We start from the raw sequence: 17921 nt of genomic DNA, 5'->3' as shown, positions 1-17921 counted from the left end.
GACCGGCGAACGCCGCCTGTCTCTCGAAAAGAAATTCAGGGGTGCGTTCATGATCGGTAACCGTCGTCATTTCACAGCTGCCGTTGTTGGTTCGGCTGCTCTCGTGACGGTTCTGAGCGGATGCGCGGGAGGGACCACAACCTCTCCCGCGCCCAGCTCGGCCACACCGACCACATCGGCCGCGGCAACCACGACCGCTGCCGCGGCGGGCACGTTCACCGAAGCGCAGGTGCAGCAGCTGTGCTCGGACATGGAAGCCGAACTGCAGAATTGGCGAACAGTCACCCCGACGCTCGGCAAGGGCGCGCTCAACCTCCTGGTCGGATCCTGGGCGAGCCAGAACGGCATCAATCTGATCGACCTTGCGGCGCATCGTGATCGCGTCGACACGGCGATGGCGGCCACGTGCCCGGAAATCCGGGATGGCGCGTTGTACGCGCTGGAGATCCCCGACCTCGCTTCGGGCATGGTCGGTTTCTGATGACCGAAACCGGTGAACTCCGCGAACTCTATCCCCCGATCGAGCCACACACGTCGGGCTTTCTCGACGTCGGCGACGGCCAACGCATGTACTGGGAGATCAGCGGAAACCCCGACGGCAAACCCGTCGTATTCCTGCACGGCGGCCCCGGCGGTGGGACACACCCGTCGCTGCGGCAGTTCTTCGATCCCGACGCATACCGGATCATCCTTCTCGACCAGCGCGGATGCGGTCGGTCGACGCCGCACGTCGCCGACGGCGCCGATCTGTCGGTCAACACCACCGACAAACTGCTGCACGACATCGAAGCCCTGCGTGAGCATCTCGGAATCGAGAAGTGGATGGTGTTCGGCGGGTCGTGGGGTTCGACTCTCGCACTCGCCTATGCCGAAACCTTCCCGACTCGGGTCACCGAACTCGTGCTGCGCGGGATATTCCTCCTGCGCCGAAGCGAAATCGATTGGTACTACAACGGCGGAGCGGGTCATATGTTCCCCGAACGCTGGGCCAAGTTCCTCGAACCGGTACCCGAGAACGAGCGCGGCGATGATCTGGTTGCGGTCTACCACCGCCTCCTGCATTCCGACGACGCGGATGTGGCAGAGCGCGCCGCTGTCGCCTGGTCCGCATGGGAGGGTTCGACAAGCTTCCTGATCCCGAAACCGGAGAAGGTCGAGGAGAACTCCGAAGTACGCTTTGCCCTGGCTTTCGCGCGGATCGAGAACCACTACTTCGTCAATGCCGGCTTCATCGACGAAGCTCAACTGCTGACCAAGAGTTCGGCCCTGCACGGCATTCCCGGAACAATCGTGCAAGGCCGCTACGACGTCGTCTGCCCCGCCACCAGCGCCTGGGACCTCCATAATGCCTGGCCGGAGTCGAAGCTCGTCATCGTCGACGACGCCGGCCATTCCGCGATGGAACCCGGCATCACCCATCACTTGCTCGAGGCAACAGACTCCTACCGGTAACTCGGCTCTATGCCGGGAAGCTGAACTCCACAGTCCGCTTAGCTGTGTCGACGGCGGTGAGTCGCACCTTCACCCGCTCACCGTCGTCGGGAGTGCCGACGCACTTGGCGATCACGGTCACCGACGGTATGAACACCTCGGCAGCGCGCTTGCCGTCCTTGGATCGCATCACCACAGCATCGAATACCTCGCCGACGCGGCCCTCGAGCAACGTCACCTCGGTCAGATCGATACATGCGCGATCCACCTTGTTCGCGACGGAATCCGATCCGCTCATGATCGGCGGCAATTCAGGCAACGCGGTCCGCACCCAATCCGGTACGGGCGTACCAGCACTGATCGCCAGACATATCTCGGTACTGAATCGATCGGACAGCCGGCGCAGCGGAGCAGTCACGTGAGCGTAGGGCGCGCCGATGCCCGCATGCACTGTCAGATCGGGCAATTGGCCGTCGAACGCCGCATAGTCGGCGCCGCGCAGCAAAGACGGCGCTACCGACATCAAGGCCATCGTGGACGGCTCCTGCGCGTCGAGTCCGGCAAGAATCTGCCCCACCGTCTTGCCCGGCGGCCACGTAATACCCAGCGCAACCGCAGTTCTCCGCAACGTGTCCACTGCTGATTGCTCGGCCGGCGGCAACGTCCGTAACAATCCGACACCTGCGTCGATCATCATTCGGCCGGCGCACATCCCGGTCAGTAGCGACACTTCGGCATTCCAGTCGTCGGCTTCCGTCCGCGGTTCCAACACAATTCGCCACCGACCGGATTGATCCGGTCCGGCTTCTTCCCGCACCACGGACTGCTCCGGCAACTTCAACTCGATGGCACCGCGGGCTACCGCCGAGTCACCGCGGAGACGGCCGAATTCCGGTAGCGCCGCGATCGACGGGTGCAAGGTACCGGCATCGGCGTCGGCCTGAACCGTCGAATAGTCCAGACGCGCCACGGATTTCACGAGGGCTCGGGTTACGGACCACGACGTCGGCTCGGCGTTGACGTCGAGTTCGATTCGCCAGAGCGCTGCCGGACGAACCACGTCCGGCAGGAGGCTGGCCGAATCTTCCGACAACACACGCGGATGCAGGGGTACGGAACCGTCCGGGAGATAAAAGGTTTGGCCCCGCCCCCGGGTTTCGATGTCGAGCGCGGCGCCCGGAACCACCACCGCGGCAACGTCCGCGATGGCGTAGTGGACAACAAAGCCGTCTGCTGACTTTTCGAGATGGACTGCCTGATCGAGATCCATCGATCCGGGCGGATCGATGGTGACGAACTCGATGTGCGTAGCGTCCAGTCGGCCGTCCGCATGGCGATCTCGGGCATTCTCGGCCTCGACCATCGCCGCACTGCCGAACGCGTCGGGCAACGAAAACTCAGCCCGAATCGTCCCGAAGTCGATTCCCTGCACCGTTATTCGACCTAGGGGCACGCGTCCTCCACCTTCGATTCGGCGCATAAACCGAACTCAGTTGTTCCAGTCGTCGTCGGCCCGATCAGCGGCTTTGTTGCGTTCCGCGGCGATCTGCAGTGCATGCTCTGCCGACTCCCGATCAGGGTACGGCCCCATTCTCGTCAAAGATGAGGGACCCTTGCCTTGGGAGACAGAACCATCGGACACATCGAAGTACCAGAGTCGATCTTCATCAGTCATGAATACAGTGTGGCATTTCAGTGGGAGTCAGGCTTGTAGATCGCTGTGAGACTGCTATTCTTTCGACTTGGCCTGGCAGGTGAAAACCGGACAATCGAACGGTGAGTTCTGCTTGATCGCCCTCGACAAGCTACGAACAGAAATTGGAGCGCGCAATGTCCGCAATTCTTTACGATTACCTTCTCCCGCTCATGGGCCATGACGCGGCAACCTACTGGGCGACCCTGTTGGTCATCAAGCCCATCTGATAACCGCCACACGAACTACGACATACAACCCCCGTCGGCCATGCCGGCGGGGGTTGTATGCGCTTGCGAAGCCTTGAAAAAGTCAGGGCGAACGAGTTGGCGTATAAGCCGGATCCTGTCCTCGACACCGAAGTGACGAGTGGCGACCATCCATCTGGACACACCGTCGCCGGGTGCCTCACGCGGTTCACCCGCAAGCTCGGGCGAGCAGCCCTCGAACACTTGCGCAGCCGCACCGCACGCGATGCGACCTTCAACCTTGCTCCGGGCGGGGTTTACCTAGCCACCCCGGTCACCCGGGGTGCTGGTGCGCTCTTACCGCACCGTTTCACCCTTACCTGCCCCGAAAGGCAGGCGGTCTGTTTTCTGTGGCACTGTCCCGCGAGTTGCCTCGGGTTGCCGTTAACAACCGCCCTGCTCTGTGGAGTCCGGACTTTCCTCGACTCAGGGCCTGTGCACACTACGCGCTGGTTCCCTGATCCGCGGCCGCCCGGCCAACTCGTCCGCCCCAGTAGGTTACCGGGTGGCTGTCGGTGACCCGAACTATGGTCGCTGTATGACTCGGTACGTGGCCCTGCTACGCGGCATCAATGTCGGCGGTATCAACATCAAGATGGTGGACCTTGCGCGCGTCTTCACAGAACTCGGATTCGAGCGTGTGAAAACGGTCCTGGCGTCAGGCAATGTCCTCTTCGACAGCACCAGCGCCGATGTGCCCGCGCTGAAGAAAGCCATCGAAACCGCACTCAACCGCGAATTCGGGTACGAAGCCTGGGTGTTCGTGCTCGACACCGCAGCGCTGCAGGCCATTGTCGACGGATATCCCTTCGATTCCGACCGCGAAGGCTGGCACGCATACGCGATGATCGCGTCGGAGCCGTCGGTGCTCGCAGACCTCGCCGAATCGGCCGCGGGACTCGACCCGGCAGTCGAACAGGTAGCACCGGGTGACGGCGTTCTGTACTGGGAGGTCGAGAAAGGCATGACCGTCAAGAGCGCCTTCGGCAAGAACACCGGCAAACCGAAATTCAAGGCGTACACCACCACCCGCAATCTGAACACGCTCCACAAACTTCTGAAGTGAGCCTGCTTCCGATCATTCTGGTCGGCGTTGTGCTCGTGTTCGCGATCGTTCGCCCACGCGGGCTGCCCGAGATCGTGGTAGCCGGCCCCGCCGCGATTGCCGTGGTTCTCGCCGGCGCGGTCACTGTCGGTGAAGCCCGCGATGAAGTGACAGCAATGGCACCGACCGTCGTGTTCTTGGTTGCGGTGCTGATCCTCGCTCATGCCGCCGACGCTCTCGGTGTCTTTCACTGGGTGAGTCAGGTTCTGCGGCAAGGCTCGCGCCGCGATCCGCGCCGCCTACTCACCTACGTCTTCGGCGCAGCGGCCCTGACAACCGCGGTACTGAGCCTCGATGCAACGGTCGTGCTGCTCACCCCGGCCGTTATCGTTGCCGCCCGATCCATCAACGCCAGCCCACAACCGAACTCGTATGCCGCTGCGCACCTCTCGAATTCGGCGTCTACCCTGCTGCCCGTCTCCAATCTGACCAATCTCATTGCGTTTTCGGCAACCGGACTGACCTTCCTGCACTTCACCGCCCTGATGGCGCTGCCGTGGATCGTGACGATCGTGATCGAATACGTGATCTTTCGATGGTTCTTCCGATCGGAGCTGCGCGCGGACACAACCGACGGACCGGTTCCGGAAATCCGCCACTCCCCCGCACCCGTGCTGCCGTTGTCGATCATCGGCGCAACGCTGTTCGGCTTTGCCGCTTCGGGATTCGTCGGCATCGAACCGGCGTGGGTGGCCGTCGCCGGCGCGGCAGTGCTGTCTGCGATCGCTCTCCGTCGCCGCAGAACCGACCTGAAGCGCATCGTGTACGCGGCCGATCTGTGGTTCTGCGCATTTGTGCTGGTGCTCGGCGTTGTGGTGGCAGGCGTCGCACACGGTCCCGTCGGGGACGCTGTTGCACGGATACTGCCGTCGGATACCGGCTATGTCTCGCTGCTCGTGGTGGCAGCGGTCGCGGCGATCGCGTCGAACCTCGTGAACAACCTGCCGGCCACCTTGCTGATGATCGCGGCCCTTGGCCCCTCGGCCCCGACCGGCCTGGTACTGGCCATGCTCATCGGGGTGAACCTCGGCCCCAATCTGACCTACGTCGGCTCACTCGCAACAATGCTGTGGCGGCGAGTGGCCACCAGCGTGGACGCTGCGCCCACGCTGGCAACCTTCACACTGCTCGGTCTAGCTACGACGCCACTGACCCTTCTCGGGGCAGTCAGCGCTCTCTGGCTTGTTCTGTAGTCAGCGCAGGTGCGACGTGTCGTTAACGAGTCGCACCGATGCTCCACCGTCGGGGTAGAACTCGGCAATGCTCAGCGACGCCAAATCCAGGTGCAGGCGGTACAGCAACGACGGACCAGCGTCGAGCGCCAATTGCACCAGGGTCTTGATCGGTGTCACATGAGAGACGACGAGCAGTGTCGACCCGCCGTACGTTGCGATCAGATCGTCACGCGCGGCAATAACACGCTCGCGAACCTCGTCGAAGCTCTCACCGCCGGGCGGCTTCACGGACGTGTCGGACAACCATGCCGTGTGCAGTTCCGGATCACGCTGCGCCGCTTCACGAAACGTGAGCCCGTCCCAGTCGCCGAAATCGGTTTCGATCAGACCTTTGTGCTCGATCACCGGCAGGCCGAGAACCCGCGCCGACTCCTCGGCTGTCTCGCGCGTGCGGCCGAGCGGAGACGAGACAATGGCGTCGATGCCACCGCGACTGCCGAAACGTGCTGCTGCGCCGGCGGCCTGAGCGCGCCCCAGTGCCGTGAGGATCGGATTACCCCGGCCCGAATAACGGCGATCGACCGACATCGCTGTCTGACCGTGACGCAGCAACAACATCCGCGTCGGCTTGCCCACGCTGGCCGTCCACCCAGGCGAACCGGCGATCTGCGGTTCGGACGAGGTCTCGGCGGGCGCAGTTCTCGGTGTGGACACCGGGACGGGTTCGCTTGCGGTCTCGATACCTGCAGAGTCAAGGCCGGCAGTTTCCATTCCGGCAGCCGCGTCCATCGCCTCGTTTGCCAGTCGATCCGCGTGCGAGTTCTCCGCCCGGGGGATCCAGGTGTACGTCACGCTCGCGAACTGCGCCGCCACCTCTGCGGCCTTGCGCTGGAGCGGAATCATGTCCGGGTGCTTGACCTTCCAGCGACCGGACATCTGCTCGACAACCAGTTTGGAATCCATCCGGACATCAACGTCGGAGGCGCCGAGTTCACCGGCAGCGGTCAATCCCGCAATGAGCCCGCGATACTCCGCAACATTGTTGGTGGCGGTGCCGATGCTTTCCTTGCGTTCGGCCAGCACCGTGCGAGAGCTGTCGAACACGACAGCGCCGTACCCCGCCGGACCTGGGTTTCCCCGCGATCCACCGTCGGCCTCGACGATGACTCGTGACAAACTCACAGACCGGACTCCTTGGTACGCACCATGATTGCGCCGCACTCGGGGCAACGGACAACAACGTCGGATGCCGTGCCGGCAATGCGCGAGATCTCACCGCGGTCGATTTCGATCCGGCAGGCACCACAGCGGCGAGCCTGCAGCAGGGCTGCGCCCGGTCCCCCGAGGGTGCGCTGCTTTTCGTAGATCGCCAGGAAATCGGCGGGGAACTCGCCGACCAGACGCTCACGGTCCGCGACGCAGCGCTCCTGCGCCTTGTTCAGATCGGCCATAGCGTCGTCGCGACGACGCTTGGCGTCGATCAGTTCCTCTTCTGCCTGCGACAGCTGCGCGCCGGCGTGATCGTAATCTGCCTGCAGCGCCTCACGCTGTTCCATGACCTCGAGCAACTCGTCTTCGAGAAGCCCCTGCCTACGCACAAGGCTGCCGAGTTCGTGTTCGAGTTCGGTGAGCTGCTTGGCTGCTACGTTGCCGCTCTGCAAGAGAGTGCGGTCTTTGTCTTCGCGCTGACGGACAGCGTCGATCTCACCTTCGAGCTTGCGGATATCGCGATCGATGTCGTCGATCTGGATTTCGACGCCGACGGACGCGTCCTTGCGGCTGATGCGCTCAGCCTCGAGACGGTCCACTTCCTGCTGCTCGGGAAGCGCACCGCGTCGATGTGCGATCCGGGTGAGCTCCGCATCCACGCCGGCGAGGTCGAGAAGCTTGGCTTGCACCTGTGGTTGGACGTTCACGCTGTGTAACTCCTGCTGTATGTCCGGTGACGGGTCTGCTGTTGAAATGTTCGTGCAACCGTACCTTGATCGGTGGCCACCTACGACGCACTCAGGCACCACGGATCGGTGCGGATGGTGCTGACTCGACTGTGCCACTCGGGAACGGACCCGAATGCGGCGTCGACCACCGACTTCGCCTGGGCACACCACGGATATTCACTGGCCCAATGTGCAACGTCGACGAGCGCCGGTCCACCGGCCCGCAGATGCTCGTCCGCCGGATGATGCCGCAGGTCGGACGTCACGTACGCGTCGACGCCCAGCGCGGACACCACACCGAGATACGAATCGCCGGAACCGCCGCAGACCGCGACGGTACGCACCATCGCGTCGGGGTCGCCGGCCGCGCGAACGCCCCATTCCGTCGACGGCAGTGCTCCTGCGACTCGCGCCGTGAACTCACGCAGCGTTTCGGCGTGCGGAAGCTCACCGATGCGGCCGAGGCCCCGAGAACTCGGGAAGGTGGCCAGCTCGAACACGTCGAAGGCCGGTTCTTCGTAGGGATGTGCGGTGCGCAGAGCGTCGAGTACCGCCGCGCGTTCGGTGCGCGGCGCGATGACCTCGATCCGATCTTCCGAGACCTGCTCGAGCGCGCCGACGCTTCCGATTGCGGGAGTTGCCTTGTCGCCGGGAAGGAATTGCCCGGTGCCCGTGACCGTCCAGCTGCACTCGCTGTAGTCGCCGATGCGGCCGGCTCCTGCCTCGAACAGTGCGCCCTGCACTGCGTCGGTGTGGTCGATCGGCACCATGACCACCCACTTGTCCAGGGGCTGTGAGGGCTTCGGCTCGATCGGGCGCAGCACGGTCAGACCCAAGGCGTCCGCCAGAGCGTCGGAGACGCCGGGATCGGCCGAATCGGCGTTGGTGTGCGCCGAGAACAAGGCACATCCCGCTCTGATCAGCTTGTGCACCAAGGCGCCCTTCGGCGTGTGCGCGCCGACGGTGTCCACTCCGCGCAGCAACAACGGATGGTGCACAACCAGCAGGTCCGCGCCGGAGGCAATTGCGTCGTCGACCACGGATTCGGTGGGATCCACGGCAAAAACGACGCGGCTCACCGAATCGGCCGGGTCCCCGCACACCAATCCGACGGAGTCCCACGACTCGGCCAATGCCGGTGGGTACGCGGCCTCGAGTACAGCTATGACGTCGGCGAGGGTTGTGCTCACAAGATCTCCTTCATCGCGTCGATCAGGATCGACACCTGATGCGGCGGGCGGACTGCCAACCGCAGATGATTCGGGCCGAGTCCGGGGAACGTATCGCACCGTCGAACAGCGATGCCGCGCTCGCGCAGATGCCGACGCATCGCTTCGCCGTCGGCAAGTTCGAGCAGAACAAAGGGTGCCGACGCAGGCTCGTGGACCGAAATACCGTTGGCCGAAAAGCTGAGGGCGCGAAGCTCGCGGCACAACGACTCGCGATCACGAGCGATCGCAGTTGCCTTCTCCTGCGACTGCGCCACCGCCGATGGTTCACAACAGGCCCTGATCGCTTCGATCTGCAAACTTCCGAGGGGCCAATGTGCCCGGCCTTCGGTGAGCCGCGTCAGCACGTCGGCTGCTCCGAGCGCGTAGCCGCATCGCAAACCCGCCAGCGCCCATGTCTTTGTCAGACTGCGCAGCACCAGCACGTCCGGCAGAGACTGATCAGCGACACTCTCGATTTCACCTGGCACCGCGTCGCCGAAGGCCTCGTCCACGACCAGAATTCGGCCCGGCCGACGCAGTGCAAGCACATCGACTTTCGGATGCAACACCGACGTCGGATTGGTGGGGTTACCCAGAACCACCAGATCTGCCGATTCGGGGACGGCTGCGTCACGCAACAGATACGGCGGTTCCAGGATCACCTGCGTCACGGGCACACCGGCTTCGCGCAGAGCCAATTCCGGTTCGGTGAACGAGGGATGGATCAACGCAGCCGATGTCGAGCCGAGCCTGGGCAGCATCGCAAATCCCTCGGCTCCACCGGAGAGCAACAGCACTTCGTCGGGCCGTCGGCCATGGCGCGCAGCGACGGTTTCCCTGGCCCGCAGTTCCGCGGCCGCAGACGGGTACGCACCGAGGCTCGACAGCTCGCGCGCCAGACGCTCCCGAAGCCACTCCGGTGGCCCGTCTCCTTGGACGTTGACGGCAAAATCGAGAAGCCCCGGCTGCGCGTCGACGTCCCCGTGGTGACGCAAACTGTCCAGGTTGTCCGCTGCGATACTCACGGTGACGAGACTACGGGCGCGGACAGGGCTCTCCACGTGCGGGATAATGAGCTTCTGTGAGCTCACTTCCCCTCGATAGTTTTCCCGTTGTCCTCTTCGACCTCGACGGAACCATCACCGATTCGGCCCCCGGAATCCACCGCGGGTTCCGTCATGCGCTGGCTACCGTCGGCCGGCCCGAACCCACCGAAGAGATGCTCGCCGCAGTCATCGGCCCGCCCATGATCGACACATTCCGCTCGATGGATATGCCCGCCGACGAGGTCGACGCGGCGATCGGCGCGTACATCGAGCGCTACGACGCCGTCGGCTGGAGTGAAAACTCGGTCTTCGACGGTATGGACGATGTACTCGCCCGGGCCAGCGCGCACGGCACCCGCTTGGCGGTCGCGACGTCGAAGTCGGAACGGTTTGCGATTCGTATCCTCGAGCACTTCGGCCTCGCCCACTATTTCGAGTTCATCGGCGGCGCCAGCGACGACGGTTCCCGGCGGGCCAAGCCGGATGTCATCGCGCATTCGTTGACCGAACTCGGGCTGACCCCGGTGAGCGCAACCGACGGCGGCACCGCGGATGTGATCATGGTGGGCGATCGCGATCACGACGTTCTGGGAGCAGCCAAGTTCGGAATTCCCGCGCTGTTCGTCGAATGGGGTTACGGTCACGCATCCGAAGCGGACGGCGCCCGTCACTCGGTTGCGTCGACCACCGAACTGGGAGGACTACTCGATGGCCGGCACTAAGTCAGTACTGCACGTGACGTTTGTCTGCACCGGCAATATCTGCCGGTCGCCGATGGCAGAGAAAATCCTGCTCGGCCATCTGCAACGCGAAGGTCTCGACGATCAGGTTCGGGTGACCAGCGCCGGTATCGACGGCTGGCACAGCGGCGAGGAAGCCGACTCACGAACCAACAAGATTCTCCTCGCGGCCAACTACCCGACCGGCCACAGCGCAGCTCAGGTCAACGACGACCACCTGTCGGCGGACCTCGTCGTACCCCTCGACACCGGCCACGATCGTGAGCTCGCTCACCTTGGCGTTCCGACGGAACGACGTCGGCTGCTGCGTTCCTTCGACCCCGATGCCGACGGGGACTCGGTGCCGGACCCCTACTACGGTGACTTCTCCGATTTCGAACTGGTCCAGGATCAGATCGAAGCGGCAATTCCGGACATCCTGGTCTGGATCCGCGAACGACTGTAGGACGCGGAGCTGAATTCACTCAGTTCGGAAGAACGGATACCGTAGTAGTCGTGCGGAGACTCAAATTCTTGTTGCGGCCCGGTTGGTTGGTACTGGCAGCTGTGGTCGGCATCTTCGCCTACATGTGCTTCACCGTGCTGGCGCCATGGCAGCTCGGAAAGAACACGTCCACCGAGTACCGCAACGATCTGATCTCCAATTCCATCAACGCGGAGACAGTGCCCATCGGCAATGTCATCGCCGACGGCACCATCGCGCCGGCCGACGAGTGGCGAAACATCACAGCCACCGGGTCCTATCTCCCCGATGCCGACATCCTCGTCCGCCTTCAGTCCGTCGAGGGTGCACCGGCCTACGAGGTCTTGACTCCGTTCGCCCTCGACGACGGCCGAACCATCCTCGTCAATCGCGGCTTCGTGCGGCCGATCACGGGTGCGGAAGCGCCTCCGATTGCCGCGCCGCCCACCGATCCCGTCACCTTGAACGGCCGGGTTCGCTTGTCGGAGGGCACGGCCCCCGGCCGAGTTCCGATGTTCGAAGACGGCGCGAAGCAGGTCTACTCCATCGACGCGGGCCCGATCGGCGAGTTCATCGGCACCGATCTTGTCAACGCGTACATCCAGCTCGAGCCCGACCAGCCAGGCGGACTCGGCACCATTGCGCTCCCCCAACTCGACGCCGGCCCGTATCTCTCGTACGGATTCCAGTGGCTCGCATTCGGCATCATGGCACCACTCGGACTGGCGTACTTCATCCGTGCGGAATGGCGGGAGCGACGCAAGGAGAAGGAAGAGTCTGCCGATACAGCTGGCGACGACTCGACTCCAGCGCCGACTCCGACCCCAGCACGCACTATCGGGCGTCGCAAAAAGCCGGAGCCCGAGTCAGTTCCGCGAACGGCGAAGGAAGTCAAACTTGCCGACCGCTACGGCAACAGCCGCTGACGTTATCGCGGCTCCGATCTGAACTATCGAGGACAGCCTCGACGCCCGGCGCAAATCCGTCGGCGTCGGGGCTGGTCCGTTTCCGAGCACTGGACGCATTTCGACGCCGTAGGAGTACTGCGTGCGTCCTCCGAGCGAGATACCCAATGCTCCCGCAGCGGTGGCCTCGGCCACGCCCGCATTGGGACTCGGATGCGCCGACGCGTCACGACGCCACGCGGATAGAGACTCGCGCGGCGAACCGCCGACCAACGGTGCCGATGCGGCGGTGATCACACCGGTCAATCGGGCGGGCACAAGATTGACCAGATCGTCGAACCTGGCTGCGGCCCATCCGAAGTTGCGGTACTTCTCGGAGCGGTAGCCGATCATCGCGTCCAATGTGTTTGCGGCGCGGTAGACGAACAAGCCCGGGATACCGAGCACGGCACCCCACAGCAGCGCGCCCACTGTCGCATCGGACGTGTTCTCGGCCACCGATTCCAGAGCCGCTCGGGTGAGGCCCTCCTCGTCCAGGACCGATGGATCGCGTCCGCACAGTGACGGGAGTAGGTCGCGCGCAGCGGTAAGGTCCCCACTTCGCCTGGATTCCTCGAGCCGCACGGCCATGTCGTGTCCGGTCCGCGCGAGCGACGTCCCGCCGAGCACCGCCCACGTGGCCGCGGCCATGACACCGGCGTGTGCGAGCCACCCGCCGCGTCGAGCAACGCTTTCGGAGACCACTCCGAGTGCCCCCACTCCGGTCAACAACACCGTTACGTGCACGGTGCCCGCAACCTTGCTGTCGGAGTAGGAAACCCGCTGCAGAACAATCGCACTCGTACCGAAACCGGCGACGGGATGAAACCTTGCGGGGTCGGCAAAGTAGCGGTCGGCCGCAAAGCCGAGGAGCAGGCCGGCGGCGCGAGCAGTGACAGGGTGACGGTTCTTGGACGCGTTGAGCACAGAACAGTTCTACCCGCGCCCGCTGCCGTCAGGTTCAGACGGCCTGGAACCGCATGGTTTCCGCGGTCAGTCCCGGACCGAAAGCCATCGCACAACCGGCCTTTCCACTGTGCTCGCCGTTCTTGTTCTGCTCCATCATCTCTGCCAGCACGAAGAGCACGGTGGCCGAGGACATGTTTCCGTAGTCGTTGAGGATCTTTCGTGATGCGGCCAGATCGGTCGGCGCCAACTCCAAAGACGTTTCGACGGCATCGAGTACGGACCGACCGCCGGGGTGCACAGCCCACAAGCCGATGTCACTCTTGTCCGCACCGGCAAGAATCAGCTTCATGCTTTCATCGTCCAAAGCGCGCGACAGGGTCCCGGGAACCTTGCCGGACAACACCATGTCGAAGCCGAGCTCACCGATTCTCCACGTGATCAGTTCCGCGGAATCGGGAACCATCACTGCCTGGAAGGAATTCATCGCCAGCCCTTCGGACTCGGCGGAGATCAGGACGGCGGCACAACCGTCGCCGAACACGAGGAACGAGAGCATCGTCTCGAGATCCTCGGACTTCTGCAGATGCAGCGAGCAGAGTTCCGTGCTGACCACGAGGACCCGCGCATTGGGCTCCGAACGAACGATGTGATGCGCCAGCTTGAGTCCGTTGATGCCGGCGAAGCAGCCCATGAACCCGATCTGCGTGCGCTCGACGGACGGGCTGATCCCACACTGATTGATGATCTCGAAGTCGATTCCGGGAGAATAGAATCCGGTACACGTGATGACGATCAGGTGGGTGACCTCGGAGGCACGGTCACCGAGATTCAGACCGTTCACGGCGCGCACGGCCAGTGCCGGTGCGGTGCGTTCGAACTCGATCATGCGCGTTTCGGTGTTGATTCCGTTGGGGTCGCCGCTGTAAAAGTCGTCAACCGAGCTGATTCCGGAGTATCGGTGCGAAATCTGCGCCCGATCGGCCATACGGCGGAACAGCAACTGCTTGCGCCGAAGAGTGAAGGAATTGTCTGCGAACTCCACGAAGGCATCGTGTATGTCATGCTCTGGCACAACCGTCGAGATCTTGTTGATGTAGGCGGTAGTCATGTCGAGCCTCCGAGGCACTTGGTTGAAGCTTCTACAGTGTGCAGAATTCAGATGAAATCACATCGGAGAACAAAACGGGGACCTACGTCGTTTGGCGGACTGTCCAGTCTCACAATGCATCCGAGACCGATACACAGAAACAAGGAGACCGGTGAGTTCGATACTGCTCTGCAGCGCACCGCTGACAGGCCACGTTGTTCCGATGCTCGCTGTCGGAAAAGCTCTGATCGAAACGGGTCACTCCGTATCGATACTGACCGGCGACAAGTTCGCGCGGCGCGCCGACTCAGCGGGAATCACACACATCCCCCTTCCCCCCGAATGCGATTTCGACGAGCACAACATGGAAGCCGCGTTCCCAGGACGGTCACGTCGGCCCGGACCACTTCGTTCCCGATTCGACCTCGAGAGAATCTTTGTCGCATCGATGTCCGCGCAGTACAGGGCAGTTGAGCGCATCATCGAATCCACATCCGTCGATGCCGTCGCCGCCGAGAATTTGTTCATGGGATTGATCCCGCTGCTGAGCGGATCACCCGCTTCCCGACCGCGTGTATTCGCGATCTGCACATCACCTCTCATGTGCACGAGCATCGATACCGCACCGTTCGGACCGGGGTTTCCACCGTCGTCGACCCGCGCCGGACGCATCCGCAACCAGGCGCTCAACAGCGCTTTCGAGTACGGAATTCTGCGCGCCGCACAGTCGTCCGCCGACCGCCAACACCAACAACTGACCGGCACACCGATCCCGGATTTTGTTCTGAACTGGCCCATACTCGCCGATGAAACATTTGTGCTGACCACCGAATCGTTCGAGTATCCGCGCAGCGATCGCGACCACCGATTGACGTTCAGCGGCCCGATCCTCTCGACATCGAGCAGCGATTTCACGCCACCCACATGGTGGAACGACCTCGACGGAGACCGACCAGTGGTGCTCGTCACACAAGGGACCCTCGACAACGGTGACCTGAATCGATTGATGGAACCCACAATTCGCGGCCTGGCCGATCAGGACGTACTTGTGGTCGCCACTACGGGGGGCCGCCCGATCTCCGACGTGTCGGCCACCGCCGAGAACCTCCGCGTCGCGGAGTTCCTCCCCTACGATCAACTTCTTCCCAAGGTCGATGTCATGGTCACCAACGGAGGCTGGGGCGGCGTGCACTACGCCCTCGCACACGGCGTCCCCTTGGTCGTTGCCGGAACCACCGAGGACAAAGCCGAAATCTGCCGCCGGGTGGAAATCTCCGGCACCGGCATCAACTTGCGACGCGGCACCCCACGTTCGCGTTCCATCGCCACCGCCGTCCGACGTGTCCTCGACGACAAAGCGTTCCGCACACGCGCTCAGGAATTGCAACGAGACCTCTCCGAGCTATCAGCCAGCGCAACCATCGCGGCAACCATTGCGGGGGCGTCCGAAAACGTAACTCCCCCATCTGGTTCACAATTGCACTAATCTTCGCCCTCATGAACAAACGATGGTGGTGGGTGATCGGCTCCGCGGTGGCCGTAGTGCTGGCAGTCGTACTTGCCGGACCCTGGGTGTACGCAAATTTCATTCACGGTGATCAGCCGGACGCGCTCGGACTGAGCGACGACGCCGCTCCCGCCGACGCGTCGGCAGAAATCGACGGTACGTGGACCGTCGGGCCCGGATCGAAGGCCGGCTACGAAGTGTGGGAAACGCTCCAGGGACAACGGGTCTTCGTCCGCGGACAGACCGAGAAAGTCAGCGGCACCGCGACCGTCGAATCCGAGAAGCTGACCGAGGGAACCGTCGAGGTCGCCGTTGCCACCATCGCAACCGACGACGGCCGACGCGACTTCCAGTTCAGCAACTCCGTGATGAACGCCAGCAAGTTCCCCAAGGCGACATTCACCATCACCGAACCCGTTGACCTGAGCACAGTCCCCGCCGACGGCACCATAACCACCATCCCGATCACCGGCGAGCTCACTCTCAAGGGCGAAACCCGTCCGGTGACAACTGATTTCGATATCCGTAGGTCGGCTGCCGGAATCGAAGCCGCCGGCGCCATCGATGTCACGTGGACCGATTACAAGATCGACAAGCCCACCATGTTCGCCAACATCATCGTCGAGGATGCCGGCCAGATTCAGTTCTCGATCATCCTGTCCAAGTAGTTCGCCGCGACTCGGGAACCGACCAGCGCACGCGCCCACGTGGATTCGCGCGCAGGCCCGTTCCCGAGTTTTGCATAATCCGCCACCACCCGATCCGGGCGCACGAGAACTGCGCGGGCGCGGTGTCGATCCATCCACGACGACACCGCGCGACCGGTTTCGTCACTACCGACGAGCACTTCCACAGCTCCGAGCGCCGACGCGAGAACCCTGAGATGGGTGTCCATCTCACCGCGATACACCAGAGAAAAACCAGTGCCAAGACGATCGTCGTCCCCGGCATGTGGCTGTGGAAACATCAATCCGACAGGGTTTCTCTCCAACACGGGGCGCCTCGCCAACAGCCCTGCCCGCAGCCTCGGAGAAATCGACTTCATCGCCGGTCCACTGAACCCCGGCACTCGGCACACCGCTGTCAGGATGGATTGACGCGCCTGCGAGATGAAGCCCTTTCCGCCGGCCATCACCCAGCCGATCGCCACAGCAGCTCGAACAATCTGCGTCACATGCGGTTTCCGTTCCTCCTGATAGCTGTCGAGGATCGACCGTTCAGCAGTGCCGTCCACCACCGCCGCCAGCTTCCACGCCAGATTGGCCGCGTCACGCAACCCTGCACCCATGCCTTGCCCGATGAAGGGTGGCGTCAAGTGCGCGGCATCGCCGAGCAGGAAGACGCCGTCGCGCCCCCACACGTCGGCCACAGCGGCACGGAATGTGTATCCGGTATGACGCAGCACTTCCGCTGCCTCCCAGGGCACCTCGCGGAACCACGGTGCCAGTAATGCGCGTAAAGAATCCGCTGACACGAGTTCGTCGACGCTCTCCCCGGGAGTGATCCGGAACTCCCACCGGTAGCGGTCTGGGCCGATCTGCATGAACGTCGACGGGCGCGACGGGTCGCACACTTGGTAGACGCCATCCCACACGTCGAGGGAGACGCCGCACCGCACATCGACAACCAACCAGAGTTCTTCGAAATGGAGATCACGCATCTTCGTGCCGAGGAACTCGCGGGTCCGACTGTTCGCGCCGTCGCACCCGAGCACAAAATCGGCAGTGACTGTGCGCCTCCCTCCGGAATCCTGTTCCACCAGTTCAACTTCGACAACCGATCCCACGCTACGAGTCACCGTCGCCTCCACCCCTGTGACTACGGTAGCCGCGGGAAAGCCCGCAAGATTGCGCCTGAGCAGGTTTTCGAGGTCAGGCTGATCGAACATATTCGCCTGGGGCCAGCCGTGTTCTCCGACGCCTTCACGGCGTAACTCCAGCAGGGTTTCCAAACTGCCGTCCACCAACCGCATCCCTCTGGCGGATTTGCTGATTGCAGCGAATTCGTCAGCTACACCTAGTTTTTGGAGTATCCGGTGGACCTCGTCGTCGAGGTGCACCGCCCGCGGAAGCGGGTAGATGCCGCGGTGGCGTTCGACGACCATGGTCTCGACACCACGTTGGGCGAGCAACGTCGCGGCGGCAATGCCAGTCGGCCCAGCTCCGATGATCAATACTGCTACATGTTGGGCGTGCGTTGGCACCGATGCTCCAGAGTTCGACGTGCAAGAGTTCGATCATCTGTGGGCGGGCACGCCACGTCAAGGGGTTCGTCAGCCAGATGAACCCGGATACCGGACACTAGAGATAAACAAAACCCTGACCGCGCCGGAGCGCAGATCAGGGTTTTTGTATTCGGTGGGCGCGGAGGGTTTCGAACCCTATTTACCCCCCAGGTTAGAGACCCGAAAACCGCGCCCACCTGC

General features: G+C 63.2%; 18 protein-coding genes and 1 other RNA gene. 9 read left to right on the top strand and 10 right to left on the bottom strand.

Features of this window, described 5'->3' with window-relative positions; genetic code table 11:
- The first annotated feature begins 49 nt into the window (after nt 1–49).
- Nucleotides 50–481 (top strand): lipoprotein, encoded by a 432-nt coding sequence (locus C7T36_RS18710; protein ID WP_033233135.1) that lies wholly within the window; start codon nt 50–52, stop codon nt 479–481.
- A complete protein-coding gene (gene pip, locus C7T36_RS18705; RefSeq protein WP_045067144.1) occupies nt 481–1452 on the top strand; it encodes a prolyl aminopeptidase in 972 nt (323 codons plus the stop codon). Before C7T36_RS18710 ends, pip begins: the two co-directional genes overlap by 1 nt.
- 7 nt (nt 1453–1459) lie before the next feature.
- Here the strand turns inward: pip and C7T36_RS18700 are convergent, their stop codons facing one another.
- The 3 genes from C7T36_RS18700 to rnpB form a co-directional block, all read right to left on the bottom strand.
- Nucleotides 1460–2911: an RNB domain-containing ribonuclease gene (locus C7T36_RS18700; RefSeq protein ID WP_045067143.1), complete on the bottom strand. Its 1452-nt coding sequence runs from the start codon at nt 2909–2911 to the stop codon at nt 1460–1462.
- 9 nt (nt 2912–2920) lie between these two features.
- The gene (locus C7T36_RS18695; protein ID WP_033233133.1) at nt 2921–3106 is read right to left on the bottom strand and encodes a hypothetical protein; all 186 of its coding nucleotides are present in this window, start codon (nt 3104–3106) and stop codon (nt 2921–2923) included.
- A gap of 336 nt (nt 3107–3442) precedes the next feature.
- Nucleotides 3443–3856, bottom strand: an RNA gene (gene rnpB, locus C7T36_RS18690) — RNase P RNA component class A.
- Nucleotides 3857–3910: 54 nt separating this feature from the next.
- On the opposite strand from rnpB, the gene C7T36_RS18685 reads away from it, so the two are divergent.
- Both C7T36_RS18685 and C7T36_RS18680 read left to right on the top strand, forming a co-directional pair.
- A complete protein-coding gene (locus C7T36_RS18685; protein WP_045067141.1) occupies nt 3911–4438 on the top strand; it encodes a DUF1697 domain-containing protein in 528 nt (175 codons plus the stop codon).
- Entirely contained in the window at nt 4435–5670 is a 1236-nt protein-coding gene (locus C7T36_RS18680; protein WP_045067140.1) for an SLC13 family permease, read from the top strand. Before C7T36_RS18685 ends, C7T36_RS18680 begins: the two co-directional genes overlap by 4 nt.
- Here the strand turns inward: C7T36_RS18680 and C7T36_RS18675 are convergent, their stop codons facing one another.
- The 4 genes from C7T36_RS18675 to cobC form a co-directional block, all read right to left on the bottom strand.
- Nucleotides 5671–6834 carry a bifunctional RNase H/acid phosphatase gene (locus tag C7T36_RS18675; protein ID WP_033233129.1) on the bottom strand — a complete coding sequence of 388 codons (1164 nt, stop codon included), beginning with the start codon at nt 6832–6834 and terminating at the stop codon, nt 5671–5673. It abuts the gene before it with no gap.
- Entirely contained in the window at nt 6831–7568 is a 738-nt protein-coding gene (locus C7T36_RS18670; protein ID WP_045067137.1) for a zinc ribbon domain-containing protein, read from the bottom strand. The genes C7T36_RS18675 and C7T36_RS18670 overlap by 4 nt, the downstream gene beginning before the upstream one ends.
- 80 nt (nt 7569–7648) lie before the next feature.
- The gene (locus C7T36_RS18665) at nt 7649–8779 is read right to left on the bottom strand and encodes a Nif3-like dinuclear metal center hexameric protein (RefSeq protein WP_045067136.1); all 1131 of its coding nucleotides are present in this window, start codon (nt 8777–8779) and stop codon (nt 7649–7651) included.
- Nucleotides 8776–9825 carry an Rv2231c family pyridoxal phosphate-dependent protein CobC gene (gene cobC, locus C7T36_RS18660; RefSeq protein WP_045067135.1) on the bottom strand — a complete coding sequence of 350 codons (1050 nt, stop codon included), beginning with the start codon at nt 9823–9825 and terminating at the stop codon, nt 8776–8778. Before cobC ends, C7T36_RS18665 begins: the two co-directional genes overlap by 4 nt.
- A gap of 56 nt (nt 9826–9881) precedes the next feature.
- Here cobC and C7T36_RS18655 point away from each other — a divergent pair, with 56 nt between their 5' ends.
- From C7T36_RS18655 to C7T36_RS18645, 3 genes are read left to right on the top strand one after another with little or no spacing between them, the layout of a single operon-like run.
- Nucleotides 9882–10568, top strand: coding sequence for an HAD-IA family hydrolase (locus C7T36_RS18655; RefSeq protein WP_045067134.1), 687 nt, complete (start codon nt 9882–9884; stop codon nt 10566–10568).
- On the top strand, nt 10555–11031 hold the full coding sequence (locus tag C7T36_RS18650) for a low molecular weight protein-tyrosine-phosphatase (protein ID WP_045067133.1): 477 nt from the start codon (nt 10555–10557) through the stop codon (nt 11029–11031). The genes C7T36_RS18655 and C7T36_RS18650 overlap by 14 nt, the downstream gene beginning before the upstream one ends.
- A 50-nt stretch (nt 11032–11081) precedes the next feature.
- Nucleotides 11082–11975: an SURF1 family protein gene (locus C7T36_RS18645; RefSeq protein WP_045067132.1), complete on the top strand. Its 894-nt coding sequence runs from the start codon at nt 11082–11084 to the stop codon at nt 11973–11975.
- Here C7T36_RS18645 and C7T36_RS18640 read toward each other — a convergent pair.
- The gene (locus tag C7T36_RS18640) at nt 11916–12920 is read right to left on the bottom strand and encodes a cobalamin biosynthesis protein (protein WP_045067130.1); all 1005 of its coding nucleotides are present in this window, start codon (nt 12918–12920) and stop codon (nt 11916–11918) included. The two genes, C7T36_RS18645 and C7T36_RS18640, sit on opposite strands and share 60 nt — an antisense overlap.
- A 34-nt stretch (nt 12921–12954) precedes the next feature.
- Complete coding sequence (locus C7T36_RS18635; protein WP_045067127.1) at nt 12955–14010, bottom strand: type III polyketide synthase; 1056 nt, start codon at nt 14008–14010, stop codon at nt 12955–12957.
- 151 nt (nt 14011–14161) lie between these two features.
- Here C7T36_RS18635 and C7T36_RS18630 point away from each other — a divergent pair, with 151 nt between their 5' ends.
- Together C7T36_RS18630 and C7T36_RS18625 are read left to right on the top strand one after the other, a co-directional pair.
- Nucleotides 14162–15475 (top strand): glycosyltransferase, encoded by a 1314-nt coding sequence (locus C7T36_RS18630; RefSeq protein WP_052683508.1) that lies wholly within the window; start codon nt 14162–14164, stop codon nt 15473–15475.
- 11 nt (nt 15476–15486) lie between these two features.
- Entirely contained in the window at nt 15487–16164 is a 678-nt protein-coding gene (locus tag C7T36_RS18625; RefSeq protein ID WP_045067125.1) for a YceI family protein, read from the top strand.
- Here C7T36_RS18625 and C7T36_RS18620 read toward each other — a convergent pair.
- Nucleotides 16137–17699, bottom strand: coding sequence for a bifunctional 3-(3-hydroxy-phenyl)propionate/3-hydroxycinnamic acid hydroxylase (locus C7T36_RS18620; protein ID WP_045067122.1), 1563 nt, complete (start codon nt 17697–17699; stop codon nt 16137–16139). The genes C7T36_RS18625 and C7T36_RS18620 overlap by 28 nt on opposite strands.
- Nucleotides 17700–17921: the final 222 nt, after the last annotated feature.

Source organism: Rhodococcus sp. AD45-ID (assembly GCF_003023755.1).
In the GTDB taxonomy this organism is placed as follows: Bacteria; Actinomycetota; Actinomycetes; order Mycobacteriales; family Mycobacteriaceae; genus Rhodococcus_F; species Rhodococcus_F globerula.
This window is presented reverse-complemented; position numbering and strand designations above follow the sequence as displayed.

What these genes read in the sequence shown, in the direction of transcription:
- C7T36_RS18685 (WP_045067141.1), top strand. Translation starts at nt 3,911, where the DNA reads ATGACTCGGTACGTGGCCCTGCTACGCGGCATCAATGTCGGCGGTATC.
- C7T36_RS18635 (WP_045067127.1), bottom strand. Translation starts at nt 14,010, where the DNA reads ATGACTACCGCCTACATCAACAAGATCTCGACGGTTGTGCCAGAGCAT.
- pip (WP_045067144.1), top strand. Translation starts at nt 481, where the DNA reads ATGACCGAAACCGGTGAACTCCGCGAACTCTATCCCCCGATCGAGCCA.
- C7T36_RS18700 (WP_045067143.1), bottom strand. Translation starts at nt 2,911, where the DNA reads ATGCGCCGAATCGAAGGTGGAGGACGCGTGCCCCTAGGTCGAATAACG.
- C7T36_RS18650 (WP_045067133.1), top strand. Translation starts at nt 10,555, where the DNA reads ATGGCCGGCACTAAGTCAGTACTGCACGTGACGTTTGTCTGCACCGGC.
- C7T36_RS18710 (WP_033233135.1), top strand. Translation starts at nt 50, where the DNA reads ATGATCGGTAACCGTCGTCATTTCACAGCTGCCGTTGTTGGTTCGGCT.
- C7T36_RS18625 (WP_045067125.1), top strand. Translation starts at nt 15,487, where the DNA reads ATGAACAAACGATGGTGGTGGGTGATCGGCTCCGCGGTGGCCGTAGTG.
- C7T36_RS18695 (WP_033233133.1), bottom strand. Translation starts at nt 3,106, where the DNA reads ATGACTGATGAAGATCGACTCTGGTACTTCGATGTGTCCGATGGTTCT.